Below are 15,064 nucleotides of genomic sequence, written 5' to 3' on the forward strand. Positions count from 1 at the left end.
GTCAGCTTCTGGGATTGACCGATCTCCCGGACGGTTCAGATGGCCAAAAGGAAGACCGCCGCGACCGGCGAGAAACCCGATCGCCTGGGTGTGATCGTCGGTGCGATCGCCACCGTGATCGCGGCGATCCTGACAGGCGTCTTCACGCTCCTGGCCAAAGACGACGACGGCGGAGCCAAGTCGCAACCCTCGTCCGGCGCTCCCAAGGAGATCGTGCAGTGGGAGGGCTCCTACACGATCGAGTCGGGCACGCCCTTCACCCTCGGCACCGGTGCAGGGCAGCCCCCCACGGACCAGTCGAACGCGTACAGCGCCGGCAGTTCTTCGACCGGCGACTTCGCTTTGGAGACCAAGGGCGCCGGGGTGCTCGTGGCGGCCAAGAGTTACGGGTCCGACCAGATGAACCTCAAGGCCACAGGAGGCGGCAGGCTCACCCGGTGGGTCTTCGAGGGGAAGCCCGGCAGAGACGACTGCGCGGGTCTCCTCGACCGGGATCTGCGCACCGTCGTCGAAGGCGCCTCCAAGGACGACGTCCTCTGCGGGGTCACCCTTTTGAAGAACATCGTGCGCATCGAGGTGGTCGACGAGTCCCAGGACAGCCTCAAGGCCCGCGTCACCGTCTGGGAGCCTCGCGTCCCGGTGACGAACTCTCCCACCTCCTCACCCACGCCCTGAGCGGAGGCACAGACCGTGACCTCTGCACGCTGGCGGCGCCCCCTGGTGTACGGCTTGGCGGGCACGGTCGCCGGTTCGGCGCTCGGCCTGGGTGGCGCGTGGGTCCTGCGGTCGTCCGATTCCTCCCCTGTGGAGAACCGGACTCCGTACGCCGGCCACGTGTTGCGACGAACCCCCGAGCCCGTGCCACGCGTGACGCCCACTCCGGTCATGCTCGCGCCCACTCACATGGTGGGCGATCCGCCGTTGCCCGGCGGCCTCGCGCCCGGTGACAGCAGGCTCCCTTACACGGTGCACCGCCATCCTGAGCTGGGTTTCCAGACGGAGGCGACGGCCTCACGAAAGGTGCTGAAGCTGCCCGGCTGGGTGAGATATCAGGACGTCGCGCGACAGGACCGGCCCTACGTCGACCTATCCGTACGGTTTTCTCCGCAGGCAGCCGATCCGGCGCTCCTCGCCCAAGGCGAGCGGGATCTCTTCGGCGATACGCAGGGCTACCGCGAGTACCGCTGGGTCATCGGCACCGGCGGGCGGTTTCGCGGAGCGTGGTCGGTCCTGGAGACGACCAAGGCTCCGATGGGCTTCTACTGGAACGAATCGGTCAACCCCGACACCGACTTCGAGCGCACCTACATGCTCTACTTCCACGACGGGCGCGGCGCCGCCTATGAGATCACGGCCTCCTACATGCCCGAGGACGCGCCCCGGGCCGCGGAAGAGGTCGACCACATGCTGCGCACCTTTACCTTGATCGGTGCGAAGGCACCGGCCACGCTGCCCGACGACCACAGCTGACGCGGGACACCAACATCGGATCGATATCGCGGGGATCTTGAGGGTTTCATCAAGATCTGCCGAGTATGGACTCATGTCGGAGCCGGTGATCGATCCCGATGTTCCCGAGCGGGAGAGGAAACTCCTCCTGGGCGACCCGGAGGCGCTCGGCTCGCGCGGTGTTCCAGCCCGCAGGCCGTGGTTCGGCGGCCGCACGTGGCAGGACGCGGGCGTCTGCCTGCTGCACGCCCCCATGTGGACGCTGCTGCCGGGGCTGATGGGCTGGTTCTACGGCGGGCGTGTACGGCTTGCCGGCCTGGCCGTACAGGCCGGTGTGGTGGCACTCGCGGTGGCCGCGGCCGCGGCAGGGCCTGGACTGGGCGCGTTCTTCGTCGCGGCCGGGTGGGCCATGCCCGTCACCTTCGGGGTTCTCCTGTGGCGGTGCGGCGAAGGACCGGCGGCTCGGCTCGCGCGGAAGCTCCGGGGGAGATACGTGCGTCCCGACGACCTCACCGAGACTGCGGCGGGCCTGCTGCGCCGGGCTCAGACGGCCGCGGCGGCCGTGCTCGAGTCCGAGGTGAACAGGACCGGCCTGCTCGACGACGTCCGCAACGCGGTGACGTTGCCCGCCCAGGTGTGGGAAGTCGCGTCCGTGCTCGTCCGGGTGGACACGTTGCGGCGCGAGCACGAGGCCGTGACCGACCGGGAGCATCGGCGGATCGCCGAGATGCTGGACGCGCAGGCGGATGCGCTCGACCTCGCCACCGAGTCGGTGACCCGGCGGGTCTGCGCGCTCGAGGACTACGCGGCCATGGTGCGCGGCGCGGACGACGCGTTGCGGCAGTGGGAGACGGTGCAGCGGTTGACCGCGCGGAGCGACGAGTATCGGGATCTGCTCGCCAGGACCGTCCGGGACGAGCTCGCGATCGCCCAGATCACCGAGCTGACCGAAGAGGCACGCCGGGTCGAGGAGGCGTTGCGCGCCAGCGTGAAGCGGGCGCGCAAGGCCGGGCTCGCCCTGTCTCCGAACCTGGCGCCGAACCTCGCGGAGGCGAGCTGATGGCGTTGTCGCGGCAAGGGCGGCGGATCACCGGTCCCGTGCCCCGCTGGGCCGGTGGCCTCGGCGCATTCATCCTGTTCGTCTATTTCGCCGCTTTCACCCTTTATGACGGGAGCTCCGCCCAGCCGGCGCAGGTCAGATATATCGTCGCGGTCCAAGGGCTCGCGGATGTCGAGATGACCTCGCCGGGCGGACGATTGAAGCGGACCCGCACGGACGGCCTCTTCGAAGACTTCGTCTTCCACGACGGCGACAAGGTGTCGGTCACCGCCAGGGGGGTGGGCGGGATCCTGGTGACCTGTCGCCTGGAGGTCGACGGGAGTGCCGTCGCCCAGTTCACCGGCCCGTACGCGGCATGTGGCGGCAAGGTCGGCGACCCCGCCAGCTACATGCCCCCGCCGATGAGCGGCCCGGGCAACGACTACGCCCAGGCCGGCGACCGCATGGAACTGCCCCGATATTCCGGCAGGTCGTCCCTTGTCGCCGGACGGTCGACCGACCGTGCGGCAGGCATCTCGTACGCCCGTCTCGGCGGGGGCTGGGACACCCCGCCCAGAGAGGGCCAGTCGAGCGTGCCTGGAAGCGTGCTCACGCTCCGCCAGGAGTCCCGGCCTGAGCGAGGGTGGTTCGCCTTCTACGGCTCGGGCCGCATGAACCCGGACCTGCTCTATCGCTATACCGGCGAGAACCGGCTCTTCCAAGCGGCGTTGGCTGAGATGGACACCTATACGACCTGGACGGATGTCACCTATCAGGACATCGTCTCAGCGCCCCTGACCGTCGACGGCCGTGAGGCCTGGGTCATCACCAGGCAGGAGACCTTCAGCCCCAAGGCGAGCACCAACATACGCACCATTCTGCTCACCATGGTCATGATCGACACGGGGCTGGGACGCCCGGTCTATTTCTTCGTCAGCATGCCGGATCCGGCGCAGGACTACCTGCCCGACGTGAACCGCCTGATCTCCTCCATCCGTGTTTTGTGAGCTCATTCATCAACGACAGCGGCGGGTGCGTGTTCGCGCTTGACCACTGTGCCGTGCACGCCACCGGATCCGGCTGATCCCTGTCTAGACTGCCGCCGTGGCATCCCCCCAGTTACCAGTGCACGCCGCCGTCGACGCCGTCGAGGCGGCGATCGCCGCACGGAAGACGTCGTTGCTGGAAGCGGCCTACCGTGATCTGTCGTCGATCCCCAAGAGCGAGCTGGCAGGGCACTCGGCTGAGATCGCCCCGCGCCTGGCCGGGCTGTTGTCCGAGATGCCGGAATGGCATGCGGCCGTCTACGCAGTGCTGGTGGGCGCGCTCGTCGAGTGGAACGCCGACGCGGCGGCCTGTGCGCCTCACATCCTCAGAGGTCTGCAGGAGAGTTTGGAGCGCGCGCTCGAGTTCGCCCGGCTGTGGAGAGAGAGGTTCGGCGACGACGAGGACCTGCCGGACCCGGCGGAAATGCCCAGCGAGGAGTTGCAGGCCGAACTCGGACCCGACTACGGGACGGTGTGGCACGCCCTCTACTTCGGATGGCTAACCCTCCACAGGTGGGAGATGGCCGCAGTCGCGGTGCTGGCGGATCCCGGCGTGCGCCGGACGCTGGCGAACCGCAGCGAGCTGGTCGAACTGACCGAACGGATCGAGCCGGACTACGGCGATCTCCAGTGTGTGCAGCGAGCGCTGTTGTTGCTCGACGAGGAACCGCTGCTGGTTCTGGACCGCGCTTCCCGGCGAGGGTTTCGGATGCGCATGAGCGGGATCAGCGGTAACTACCAGCTCCAGACCCTCCTCGCCGGCGTCCTCATCGGTGGCGGGCATCTGCCCGGCGAAGCTCCGAGCCCCGAAGCCGTCGCGATGTGTGGCGACGCGAAGATCGACATGGACAACTTGGACGCGCTGCCGCATGCGCTCGAATGCTTCAACTTCGCCGAACCCTCTGGCCGCTGGATTTGGAGCGCCACTACCCCCAGCCGGATCCCCGTCGTCGACGGCATCCGCCAGCTCGTGCTCGACCCGCCGGTGTTCCGTCATCACTACCAAGCCGTGCGATTTCTTCCGCGTGTTCCCGGGCGCCTAGTAATCGAAGCGGTCCTGGAACCAGATGAAACCGCGCCCTACTTCGCCAAGGTCCAGGAGCTGATGTCGTGGGAGGAGGCCGGCCGCCTCGCCGCGGACGGATACTGACCAGGTCTCTGATGCCGTCCGGTCGTGGGCTCGCCGAGGAACGGCCGGAGATGGGCGGGAAACCCGCCCATCGCGGCCCGGACTGCTAAAACGCTCGTTTTGGCGGCAGGCCGACCTCGGCGTCCTTGACCAGGTAGCGCATGACCCGGCGGAGGAACGCGCGGTTGTCGACCGCGTTGCGCCTGCTCTCCCAGCCGGGCCCCATCAGCTTCTTCAACTGCTCCCCGACCGCCCAGTCCACGGCGAAGTGGTCCTTGCCCCCAGCATGTAGTCGTACACCCGGGCGATGCTCGGCCTGCTGAGATCGAGACCGGTCGGAACGCGCCCCTCGTCGTCATCTCCCCAGCTCAGGTCATGCGCTCGCGAGGACATGGGCTCCCTTTGCGTGTTGGTTGCTTCTACAACCCGACACTTGTCGATCGCATTCCGTCACTCTACAGTTTTGTTGCGTATCGTGAAATAAGCGGGTCAGATGGGGAGTTTCCGACCCGCACCACGCTGCCTGCTGCGCGGCGGCGTCGCCCTGCGACGAAAGGCGGGGAAGATCAGCCGGCCGGAATCACCATGGGCAGGTCGTGCAGAATACGCAGGCTGGTGATCTGCCATTCGTCATGGTCGCGGTGCAGGCTGGCGTCGTAGTAGCCCGCCTCGTATGGCTTGATGGTGCCCTGCACCCCGGCCGTACCGGAGGGCCAGCCTCCGTCAGGCTCCTGGGTGCCCTGAACGGCGTAGGTGATGAACTGAACGTTCAGGTGCGCCGTGTCGCCCTTGACCGAGACGACCGGGTCGCTGGTGACGTGGTGCTCCGAGCCGAGCACCGGCAGGGGCGCCTGGAGGTGGGTCACCGCGTTGTCGATGGCGTCCCGGCCGACGATAGGCGCCCCGACGGCCTCGTAGCGGCCCTTGGCGTTCTTCGCGTAGATCTCCACCTTGCCCTTCGAGGTGAAGAGCTTGGACAGGGACGCGCCGTCCCGGTGGTCGGTGTCCCGGACGTAGCTGGCCAGGGTCTGCTGGACCTGCCAGGTGGCGTCCGGCGCGGAAGCCGTACGGGAGGCCGGTGCCTCATTGGTGGCGGCCTCGGCGGTGCCGAAACCGGCGACGGCGAGGACGAGGGCTCCCGCGACGAGGAGGCTGGTCCGCGCGGTGGACAGGCCACGGCGCCGGGTGGTGTGTGTGTTCATGGTTTCCGTTCTCTCAGATAGGGCCCACGGTCAGGAGCCCGTGAGCCGGGCCGTGATCGGCCGCTTCGGTCCGCGGCGGCGCTGTGCGCACGCCCACGGCCATGGGGGTCGTCAGGCGATCTCGACGACGATCTTGCCGGGCATGCCGGTGGACAAAGCGCGCTGTGCGTCTGCCGCGCGCTCCAGGGGGTAGGTGGCTGCGACCCGTACGTGGAGTTCGCCGGCCTCGGCGAACTCGACCAGGGCGGCGAGATCGGCGGAATCAAGGCGGCAGAAGACCGGGGTGACGCCCGGCACACCGACCTCGGTGATGGAGGCCACCCGGGCGCCGGGGCGGGCGGCACCCGCCGTCGCGGCGAGCACGCCGCCGCCGACGCAGTCGAGGACCACGTCCGCCCCTTCCGGAGCGAGGTCCCGGACGCGGTTCGCAGTCCCTTCGCCGTAAGCGACCGGTTCGGCGCCGAGCGACACCAGGTAGTCGTGGTTGCGCGGGGAGGCGGTGCCGATGACACGAACTCCGCGCGATCGGGCGATCTGGACGGCGAGGGAGCCGACCCCGCCGGCCGCTCCGTGCACGAGCATGGTCTCCCCGGGCTGAACGTCCAGGGTGTGCACGACGGCCTGGTAGGCGGTCAGTCCGGCCAGCGGCAGCCCCGCGGCCTCGGCGAAGTCCATGGTGCGCGGCTTGCGCACAAGGGTGCGCACGTCGGCGGAGACCAGTTCGGCCAGTCCTCCGTGGGCCCGCTGCACGTCGCCGCGGATGTAGCCGATGACCTCGTCGCCGGGGGCGAACTCCGGGGTGGCGAGGCCGGGGCGCACCACCACGCCGGCGATGTCCCAACCGGGGATGACCGGGAAGTACGTCTCGACAGCGCCGTCAAGCGCCCCGGCCTGCAACGCAAGGTCGGCGGGATTGAGCGCGGCCGCCCGCACCCGTATCAGGACCGAGTCGACGTGGGTTTTGGGCTCCGGCAGCTCGGTGAGCTCCAGGACCTCTGGGCCGCCGTAGCGGCGGTAGACGATCGCCTTCATCAGGCACCCGGGACGGCGATCGGCATGTCCAAGAGGACGTCGTGCTTAACGATCTTCCACTCACCGTCGATCTGGCGCAGATCGGTGTCGTAGTACCCGGATTCGATCGGCCGCACGGTGCCCTGCGCGCCGAAGACCCCGGCGGGCCAGCCGTCAGCCGGGCGTGCCGTGGTGCGCACCTCGAAGACGACGAACTGGGCGTTCATATGGGCGCTGTCGCCGTCGACCTCGATGATGTGGTCGGAGGTGGTGTGGTGGCTGGAACCGCCTTCCGGGTGCGGCGCCATGAAGTTCGTGACCGCGTACTCCACGCCCGCCCCGCCGACCAGTGGCTCACCGAACGGCTCGTAGCTGTCCGGTCCCCGCTTGACGTAGATCTGCACGACTGCCTCGTCGGTGAACAAGGCACCCTGTGCCTTGCCATCACGCCGGTCCGTCGCGCGGACGTAGCGGGCCAGGACCTCTTGGACCTTTCGCTCATCGCTCATAGGGCACTTCCTCATCAGTTCTTTCGAGACGCACCAAGGACTCCGCAGTGGTGTCCTGTCCCCCAGCCCACCAGATGGCACGGCTCAAGAGCTATGAGCGTTTGAGTACCCAGCGATACTCCGAGGGTATGGATCAGCCGGGGATCTCCGGGAACTCGTCGGGCTCGCTCCCCTACGGCAGCCGCCGGGAGGGCGAGCCTCCCGGCGGCTGTACGCCGTCCCCCGACGGCGACTCAGGGGTTGGTGTTGATGGTCATCGTCGAGGTGGTGTTCCTGACGGAACCTCCAGAGCTGTAGCGACTAGGGAAGCGCGGAGGAGCTGAAGGCCCGGCGCTCTGGTCGCTGCCATCAGGGGCAAAGTAGCTCTGCGTGATCGTTGTTCGGCTAGCTCGTAGGCTGGATGGTCGGTCACGTCCACGGGAGTGGTGTATGAGTTGACCTTCGCGTGATCCTGTTTCTGCAGGTTAAGCGGTGAGTGTTCTGCGGGATCGGGTTCTGGGCCGATGTGTCGACTGGCACGAGTCGGATGCGGGCTTTGGCGAGGATGTCCAGGCCCATGTAGCGGCGGGCTTCGCTCCATTCGTCGGTCTGCTCGGCCAGGACTGCTCGCCGATCCGGATCGCCCGCTGGGGCCCGGGCCGGCCTCGCAAGCGACCGGCGCGGGTCCTGGCGGATAAGGCGTACTCCTCCCGTGGTAACCGCGCCTACCTGCGCAGGCGCGGTATCAAGGCGGTCATCCCGATCAAGAAGGATCAACAAGCCAACCGGCTCAAGCGGGGCAGCGCCGGCGGGCGTCCGCCCGGCTTCGACGCCGAGTGGTACACCGAGCGCAACACCATCGAGCGGTGTTTCGGCAAGCTGAAGAGTCACCGGGCCGTCGCCCTGAGAACCGACAAACGCCAACTCATCTACCAGGGCACCATCGACGTCGCCTCGATCAGGATCTGGCTCCGCACCCCAAATCCATGATCCGCGGGACACGCCTTAGATCCAGATTGTTCGACGACCGAGCCGTACCCGGGATCTACTTGCCGGCAGAGTCTGGGTTCGTGCTGCTTTCAAAGGCGGAGGCGTCCATGAGTGTGGCTCGCCCGCGCGGGACGACGAAGGACTTGTCCAGATCTTGCTGGTCGGTGGGACGGCCGACGAACGGCACCAGCCAATAATCGGCCTTCACTCGCTCACGGTTGATGTCCAGGATCATGTAACCGTTGAGCGTGTTGAGGTACTTGATGTGGGGGTTGGGGTTGGCGGCGGCGTTGGCCTGGTGCGAGGCCAGCATCCGCTCCGGCGTGGTCTGCGCCGTGGCGGATTCCGGTTCCGGGTCACCGGCGGAGCTGATCGACGGTGTCACGAATTCCACGGCGACAGCGCCGCGGCTCGTGGCCGGGTCGTAGGCCTCCGGGTTGTTGGGGTCGCGGGTGACCTCCATGGCGAGCGCCGCGTGGACGTCGCCGGTGACGATGACGACGTCTTTGACGTGGTGCTTTTCGAGTGCATCGAAGACGCGGTCACGGGCGGGGTTGTAACCGTCCCACTGGTCGGGATTGGCGTAAACGCTCGCGTTGGTGGCATTGGGCGCGCCGACGAACTTGTACTGGGAGAACATGACCTGGTTGCCGATGATGCGCCAGGCGGCGGTGCTGTCGCGCAGCGAGTCGAAGAACCACTGCTCCTGGGTTTCGCCGAGGATCTGGCGCGTGGGGTCGGCGAAGGCGCCGGTCTGCGTGAAGCTGTCCACGTGCCATGCGGCTTGTTCGTCCCGTCCGATCCGGCGCGTGTCGAGCATGATGAGATCGACGAGGTTGCCGAACGAGAAGCTGCGGTAGATGCGCTCGGGGTTGTGCGGCTCGGGCGACCTGATGGGCAGCCACTCCAGCGCGGCCTGTCGGGCGGCGAGCTTCCTGGCCGAGAACGGTCCGTCCTCCGCCTCGTCCTGATTCTTGGGGTCGGCGCCGTCGCGCCACGTCCCGTCGCACGTCTCGTGATCGTCCCAGACCCAGATCATGGGGTGGTGGCGATGCATTTCGGCCAGGTTCGCGTCCAGCCTTTGGGACGCATACCGACCGCGGTACTCGTCAAGGGTGCGGACCTCGACGGGCGGGACGGCAGGGCGCACCTTGTCCTGCTTGCCGCCCTCGTAGATGTAGTCGCCGAGGTGCACGACGGCATCGATGTCGTCGCGCTCGGCGATGCGCCCGTAGGCGTTGTACAGCCCCTGCGTGTAGTCCGCGCAGGTGACGATCGCCAACCGCAGGGAGTCGGGTGATCCTTTCGGTGCCGTACGAGTGCGCCCCACCAGTGATTTGCCGCCGAACGCGGAGAAGGCGTAGTAGTAGGTCCTTCCGGGCTTGAGCCCGTCGGCGTCCACCTTCACCGTCCAGTCACGTGACGCGTCGGTGGTGGAGGTGCCTGACGCGACGACGTGCTTCAACTCGGGGTCACGAGCGACGACCCACGCGACCTCGGCATGAGTTGACTGTGCTCCCGGAGCGGTCACACGAGTCCACAGAATGACCCGGTCGGTCAGCGGGTCACCGCTGGCCACCCCGTGCGGGAAAAGACTCGGCTGAGTAGGGATCTGCGGCTGACCGGGCTTCTTCGACCCATCCGAATGGGCGAGTATTGCACCAGGTAGCAAGGGCACCACCCCCGCCGCCAGCGCAGATTTGAGAAGCTCTCGACGGTTCGGGTCGACCATGGTGTCTCCTGGGCCCAATGCGATGCTTGGGACTGATGTGTTTATGGGTGGTTTGGTATCACCTAACCGATTGGCCGTGGCGCTGAGGGCAAGGTCTCCCCAACGACCGATGAACACCCGGCTCTTCGAGGGAAGGCCTTCGCTCCCGCGCTCGGTACCCTCGCCGAGGAAATCGAGCGTTACGGAGGTGGCGGCGCGGATGGCGGATGAGATCACGGTCGTTCCGGCGAATGAGACGCTCTGTGTCGCCGACCTCGATGATCAAGCCGGTGGGACCGGCTAACCGCAGTGGGACCAGCCGCTCTTCCAGCTGGACGTGCCGTACCCGCCGCCCCAGACCACGCACTTGGCTGCGGCCGACAGCCGGAGCGGGCCCGCGTAGACGGTGTAGTTGCCGGAGTCGCCGCTGCTGGAGCTGTCCTGAACCTGCAGAACGGCACTCATCTTGATCTTCTGGGTGATGACGTACTTCGACATCGTCACCACGCAGTTCTTCCCGGACCCGTTGCTGTAGAGCAGGTAGACGGTGGCGCCGCTCAGGGCGTGCGAGTCGATGACCTGGTACCCGGACCCGCATACCTGAGTCGGCGTGTACGGGTTCGGTTTGGGCGCCGTCGTGGCCGGTGCCGTACTCGGTGGGGGCGCCGACGTGGCAGGTGGCAAGGGCGCCCGTGAGGGGTTCGTTGTCCGTGGTGCGGTACCCCCCGAAGTCGTCCGGGAATCGGACGTCGCGGGTGCCCGAGTGGATGCGCCGGTCCCCTTCGGACCCTTGGCCGCCGATGTCTTGTCCGGCACGCTCCCGTCGGCCTGTGCGTTCGCGGCCTGACCGTCGTCCTGGGTCTGCCCGTTGCCGGGCGCATCCACGGCAGGTGCCTGCTGCGCGACGGGCGTGGAGCCGCTGGACGCGCCGGATGACTTCATGAACGCCACGGTGCCGGCGACCAGGGCCGCAGCGACCACCGCTGAGACCGTCAGCGTGATAGCCAGTCGCGGCTTGCCTTTCCGGCCGTCGGTGTGGCCGACAATGTGCACGTCGTTTCTGACGTTCACAATGTTTCCGTTATTGCTTGGCTTATTGCCTATTTGACCGCTTTGGGATGTATGGGGGTTTCTGCTGGTCTGCCGATCGCCTGTGCTCGCTTCGGCCGATTGCTGACCCATCAGGCGGGCCGCCACGCTCTCGGCTGAAGGACGGCGGGTGGGGTCCTTGGACAGGCACGCGGCGACCACGTCACGCAACGGCGCGTCCAGGGCGGTGAGGTCGGGGTGGTCGTTGAGGATTCGCGCGATCACCGCAGGGATGGTGTCCGAGCCGAAGGCGGGGCTTCCGGTGGCGGCGAACACCATGGTGACGCCCCAGGCGAACATGTCGGCCGCCGGGGTCACGGCCGTACCGTGGACCTGCTCGGGGGCCAGGTAGGCGGGTGTGCCGAGGGCCTCTCCGGTGGCCGTCATGCCGGGTGTGTCCAGTGCCTTCGCGATGCCGAAGTCGATGACGACGGGGCCTTCCGGGCCCATCAGCACGTTGGCCGGCTTGAAGTCGCGGTGCAGGACGCCCGCCCGGTGGATCGCGGCCAGCGCGGTCACCGTGCTGATCGCAAGGCGGTCGAGCGAGGCTCCTCGCCGCGGCCCCTCGCGCTGCACCAGTTCGCGCAGCGACGGCCCCGGAACGTACTCGCTGACGATGTAGGGCTGGTTGCCTTCGAGGTCGGCGTGCAGGACGGGGGCGGTGCAGAACCGCGCGACCCGTTGGGCGACCGAGACCTCACGCAGGAATCTGGCGCGGGCGTCGGGGTCGCCGGAGAGCCGGGCGTGCAGTAGTTTGACCGCAACCTGATCGCCCGACGGTGAGCGGCCGAGGTAGACCGCGCCCTGTGCGCCTTCTCCGATACGCGCCACGATTTCGAAGGCGCCGAGGCGGCGCGGGTCATCAACCGTGAGTGCGTGCGCCACACCGACTCCCCGTTAGCGGATTTAGCACAACTTGTGAGGCAGAACAGTATCAGTGGGGCTTCTGACTTCATTTCCTGAATGGGGATTAAGTCCGCCCAAATGGCGTGGCTCCTGACGGCAGGGGGAGGGGCATAGCGCAGGGTCTCGATTAGGTTACATTCACATTTTGTAACGTAAGGGGGTGGCCTCAGCAGTGCTGTACGGGAGAGATCGGGAGACGGCGGAGCTCGACCGTCTCCTCGATGCGGCTCAGCGGGGGCGGGGCGGCGCCCGCGTGCTCCGGGGCGATCCGGGCATCGGCAAGACGGCGCTGCTTCGGTACATCGAGGGCCGGGCCGAAGGCCTCACCATCCTGAGCAGCAGGGGAACGCGGTCGGAATCCGCCATGGCCTTCGCCGCCCTGCACGAGCTCCTGTGGCCCGTGCTCGATCGCGTGGACGCGCTTCCCGCACCTCAGGCGGCGGCGTTGCGAGCCGCCTTCGGCCTGGGCGAGGGCAGGACCGACAGCCTTCTGCTCGGGGCGGCCACGCTGACTCTGTTGTCGGAACTGGCACGCCCGCGGCCGGTGCTGATCCTGGTGGACGACGCCCAGTGGATCGACCCGGAGTCGGCGAGCTGTCTGGCCTTCGTCGCCCGCAGGCTGCGCACCGAGTCGATCGCCCTGGTGGCCACCGATCATGGTCCTGCCGAGGGCAGATGGAGCGGCGTCGCGGAAATCCACGTCGAGCCGCTCGACGAGTCCGCCGCGCATGCGTACCTGCGGGCCGAGCATGCCGAGCTCACCGATTCGGCAGTCAGGGCGGTGCTGCGTTCCGCCCACGGCAATCCGCTGGCGCTGCACGAGTTCTCCGGGATGGGCGGCGCCTGCCTTGCCGTGGGGGACACGCTTCCTCCGGGGCCGATGTTGCGCCAGGCGTTCCTCGCCACGGTCGCGTCCCTTCCCACAGCGGCGAGGACGCTACTGCTCCTGGTCGCGGCGGAGGACCGCGGCGACCTCGGGACGGTGAGCGCCGCGGCCACCGTGCTCGAGATCGGCCCCGAGACGTGGGACCAGGCAGTGGTGGACCGGTTCCTCGACCTGTCGGGGACGCGGGTGAGTTTGCGCCACCCCCTGATCCGCAGTGTGATCTACGAGGCGGCGCCCGTGCTTGAACGGCAGGCCGTTCATCGGGCCCTGGCCGCCGTGCTCGCCGGCGGGGACGACATGGACCGCCGGGCCTGGCATCTCGCCGAAGCGACGCTGGAGCCGGACGCGGAGGTCGCCGACCTTCTGCATCGCTCGGCGCAGCGGGTCTTGGCCCGGGGCGGGTGCGCGACGGCCTCCAGAGTGCTGCGGCGTTCGGCCGAGCTGACCCCTGACAGGGAGCTGTCGGGCAGAAGGTACGCCGAGGCCGCACGCGCCGCCTGGCAGTCGGGGGAGCCTGAGCCCGCGCGCGAGCTGCTGACGCGGGCGCGAAGCCTGGCCGCTGAGGCCGTGGTCGCGACGCTCAGCAGAGGGCTGCGGGGTCTGCTGGAGTTCGTCCACGGTGAGCAGGCGCGCGCCCATGGGCTGCTGCTGGCCGACGCGGTGATCGTCGAGGATCCTCGGCTGGCTGTGCAGCTCACGTGCCTCGCGCTGCGGGCGGCGTGGAACATCGACTCACCTGAACACTGGGCTCGGGCACTGGGCGTCCTGGACGGATTGCCCGCGACGGGGGACGAACAGGTCGATCTGCTGGTCAAGGGCGTTCGCCATTGGTGGTTCGAGGGTGCGCTACCCGGCGGCCAGGCCATGCCGGAGATCACTCAGGGAGACGACCTCGATCTGATCACATGGCTGCTGCTTCCCGCTCCGATCGCCATCGCCTGGGGGCTGGAGGAGCAGGCACGAGTCTGCTACCAGGGAGCCGCCGACCGGTCCAAGGAGACGGGGACGCTGTCCGCGCGAGCCTTCCTGCTGGCGCAGCTCGGCACGGTCGAGTTGATGAGCGGTCGCTGGGCGGAAGGACGGCTCAACGTGAGCGAAGGACTCCGGCTCGGCGAGGACATGGGGGCGGAGAGCGTGATCGCTCAGGCCATGACCGTGGTGGGCTGGCTCAGGTCCACCACCGAAGGGGAGACCGCCGCGGAAGAGCTGATCCGCGATGCGCGACGGAGCAGGTCCAGCAGGTCGTCCCGGGCGCTGACGGGCTCGTCCTACTGGTACCAGGGGGTGGCGGCGCTCGGCGCGGGCCGGGCCGCGGACGCCTCCGAGCTGCTGGACAGGTTGATCACGCCAGGCGGCGAGGGGGAGCATTCGACCTTCGCGGTGCTGGCGGCGGCGGACGCGGTCGAGGCCGCCGTCCGCGCGGGACGCCACGACGCGACCACGGAGTGGATGCGGCTCATCGAGGAGTGGGCGGACCGGAGCGGGGCCGATTGGGCGAGGGGCGCGGCCTTCCGCTGCCGGGGGCTGACGACGGAAGGCGATGAGGCGGAGGACTTTTACACGCTGGCGCTGGCCGGATACGCCGCGGCCGACCGCCCGTTCGACCACGCCAGGACCGAGCTTCTCTACGGCGAGTGGTTGCGCAGAGCCCGCCGCAGGGCCCAGGCCAGAGGACATCTGCGCGCCGCCAGGGAGACCTTCGCCCAGCTGGGGGCGCATGAATGGCAGGCCCGCGCGGAGGCGGAGCTCGCTTTGGCCGGCGAGACGGGCACCCGGGCGGAGCAGGCCTCCGGTCCCACCCCGTTGACGCCGCAGGAGACACGCATCGCCAGGCTCGCCGCGCAGGGGCTGACCAACAGGGAGATCGCGGCCTCCCTGTTCATCAGCCCCCGGACGGTCGGCCATCACCTGTCCAGCGTCTTCCTCAAGCTGGGCATCACCTCCCGCGCCGAGCTCAGGGAGCGCGCCGCGACGCTGGGCGAATGACCGGGCCGCCTGCCGTACGCGCTTGGGGGCGCCGAGAGCGGGCGCATGACTGATGCGATGACCGATGCGATGACCGATGCGCGTTCCGATGGCCCGGCCTAAATTCATTTCGGTTCAGACCGGAAACGAGAG

Annotated in this window: 12 protein-coding genes and 2 pseudogenes; 7 read left to right on the top strand and 7 right to left on the bottom strand. The window is 68.3% G+C overall.

The features are described from left to right. The first annotated feature begins 39 nt into the window (after positions 1-39). The 5 genes from Pth03_RS05275 (at position 40) to Pth03_RS05295 (ending at position 4,684) form a co-directional block, all read left to right on the top strand. Entirely contained in the window at positions 40-675 is a 636-nt protein-coding gene (locus Pth03_RS05275; RefSeq protein WP_203942979.1) for a hypothetical protein, read from the top strand. A 15-nt stretch (positions 676-690) separates the two neighbouring features. Then, the gene (locus tag Pth03_RS05280; RefSeq protein ID WP_203942980.1) at positions 691-1,470 is read left to right on the top strand and encodes a hypothetical protein; all 780 of its coding nucleotides are present in this window, start codon (positions 691-693) and stop codon (positions 1,468-1,470) included. 73 nt (positions 1,471-1,543) lie between these two features. After that, a complete protein-coding gene (locus tag Pth03_RS05285) occupies positions 1,544-2,509 on the top strand; it encodes a hypothetical protein (RefSeq protein WP_203942981.1) in 966 nt (321 codons plus the stop codon). Further along, positions 2,509-3,495 carry a hypothetical protein gene (locus Pth03_RS05290; RefSeq protein ID WP_203942982.1) on the top strand — a complete coding sequence of 329 codons (987 nt, stop codon included), beginning with the start codon at positions 2,509-2,511 and terminating at the stop codon, positions 3,493-3,495. The genes Pth03_RS05285 and Pth03_RS05290 overlap by 1 nt, the downstream gene beginning before the upstream one ends. 97 nt (positions 3,496-3,592) lie before the next feature. Next, complete coding sequence (locus Pth03_RS05295) at positions 3,593-4,684, top strand: hypothetical protein (RefSeq protein ID WP_203942983.1); 1,092 nt, start codon at positions 3,593-3,595, stop codon at positions 4,682-4,684. An 85-nt stretch (positions 4,685-4,769) separates the two neighbouring features. On the opposite strand, the pseudogene Pth03_RS05300 reads toward Pth03_RS05295, so the two are convergent. From Pth03_RS05300 to Pth03_RS42440, 5 genes and pseudogenes are all read right to left on the bottom strand, one after another. Then, a pseudogene (locus Pth03_RS05300) lies at positions 4,770-4,937 on the bottom strand (hypothetical protein); the annotation flags it as partial. A 292-nt stretch (positions 4,938-5,229) separates the two neighbouring features. Further along, the gene (locus tag Pth03_RS05305) at positions 5,230-5,865 is read right to left on the bottom strand and encodes a nuclear transport factor 2 family protein (protein ID WP_203942985.1); all 636 of its coding nucleotides are present in this window, start codon (positions 5,863-5,865) and stop codon (positions 5,230-5,232) included. A 111-nt stretch (positions 5,866-5,976) separates the two neighbouring features. After that, positions 5,977-6,897 carry an NADP-dependent oxidoreductase gene (locus Pth03_RS05310; RefSeq protein WP_203942986.1) on the bottom strand — a complete coding sequence of 307 codons (921 nt, stop codon included), beginning with the start codon at positions 6,895-6,897 and terminating at the stop codon, positions 5,977-5,979. Further along, positions 6,897-7,385, bottom strand: a complete 489-nt coding sequence (locus Pth03_RS05315) for a nuclear transport factor 2 family protein (RefSeq protein ID WP_203942987.1) — start codon at positions 7,383-7,385, stop codon at positions 6,897-6,899. Before Pth03_RS05315 ends, Pth03_RS05310 begins: the two co-directional genes overlap by 1 nt. A 408-nt stretch (positions 7,386-7,793) precedes the next feature. Continuing rightward, positions 7,794-7,991 (bottom strand): annotated as a pseudogene (locus tag Pth03_RS42440) (hypothetical protein); the annotation flags it as partial. A gap of 12 nt (positions 7,992-8,003) precedes the next feature. Here Pth03_RS42440 and Pth03_RS41270 point away from each other — a divergent pair. Next, positions 8,004-8,354 carry a transposase gene (locus Pth03_RS41270; RefSeq protein WP_373318505.1) on the top strand — a complete coding sequence of 117 codons (351 nt, stop codon included), beginning with the start codon at positions 8,004-8,006 and terminating at the stop codon, positions 8,352-8,354. Between the two features lie 55 nt (positions 8,355-8,409). On the opposite strand, the gene Pth03_RS05325 is transcribed toward Pth03_RS41270, so the two are convergent. Further along, on the bottom strand, positions 8,410-10,086 hold the full coding sequence (locus tag Pth03_RS05325) for an alkaline phosphatase D family protein (RefSeq protein ID WP_275413028.1): 1,677 nt from the start codon (positions 10,084-10,086) through the stop codon (positions 8,410-8,412). Positions 10,087-10,365: 279 nt separating this feature from the next. After that, positions 10,366-12,039: a serine/threonine-protein kinase gene (locus Pth03_RS05330; RefSeq protein ID WP_203942990.1), complete on the bottom strand. Its 1,674-nt coding sequence runs from the start codon at positions 12,037-12,039 to the stop codon at positions 10,366-10,368. 181 nt (positions 12,040-12,220) lie between these two features. Here Pth03_RS05330 and Pth03_RS05335 point away from each other — a divergent pair, with 181 nt between their 5' ends. Beyond that, positions 12,221-14,932 (top strand): AAA family ATPase, encoded by a 2,712-nt coding sequence (locus tag Pth03_RS05335; RefSeq protein ID WP_203942991.1) that lies wholly within the window; start codon positions 12,221-12,223, stop codon positions 14,930-14,932. Positions 14,933-15,064 lie beyond the last annotated feature (132 nt).

Origin of the sequence: Planotetraspora thailandica (assembly GCF_016863335.1) — a bacterium.
GTDB lineage: Bacteria > Actinomycetota > Actinomycetes > Streptosporangiales > Streptosporangiaceae > Planotetraspora > Planotetraspora thailandica.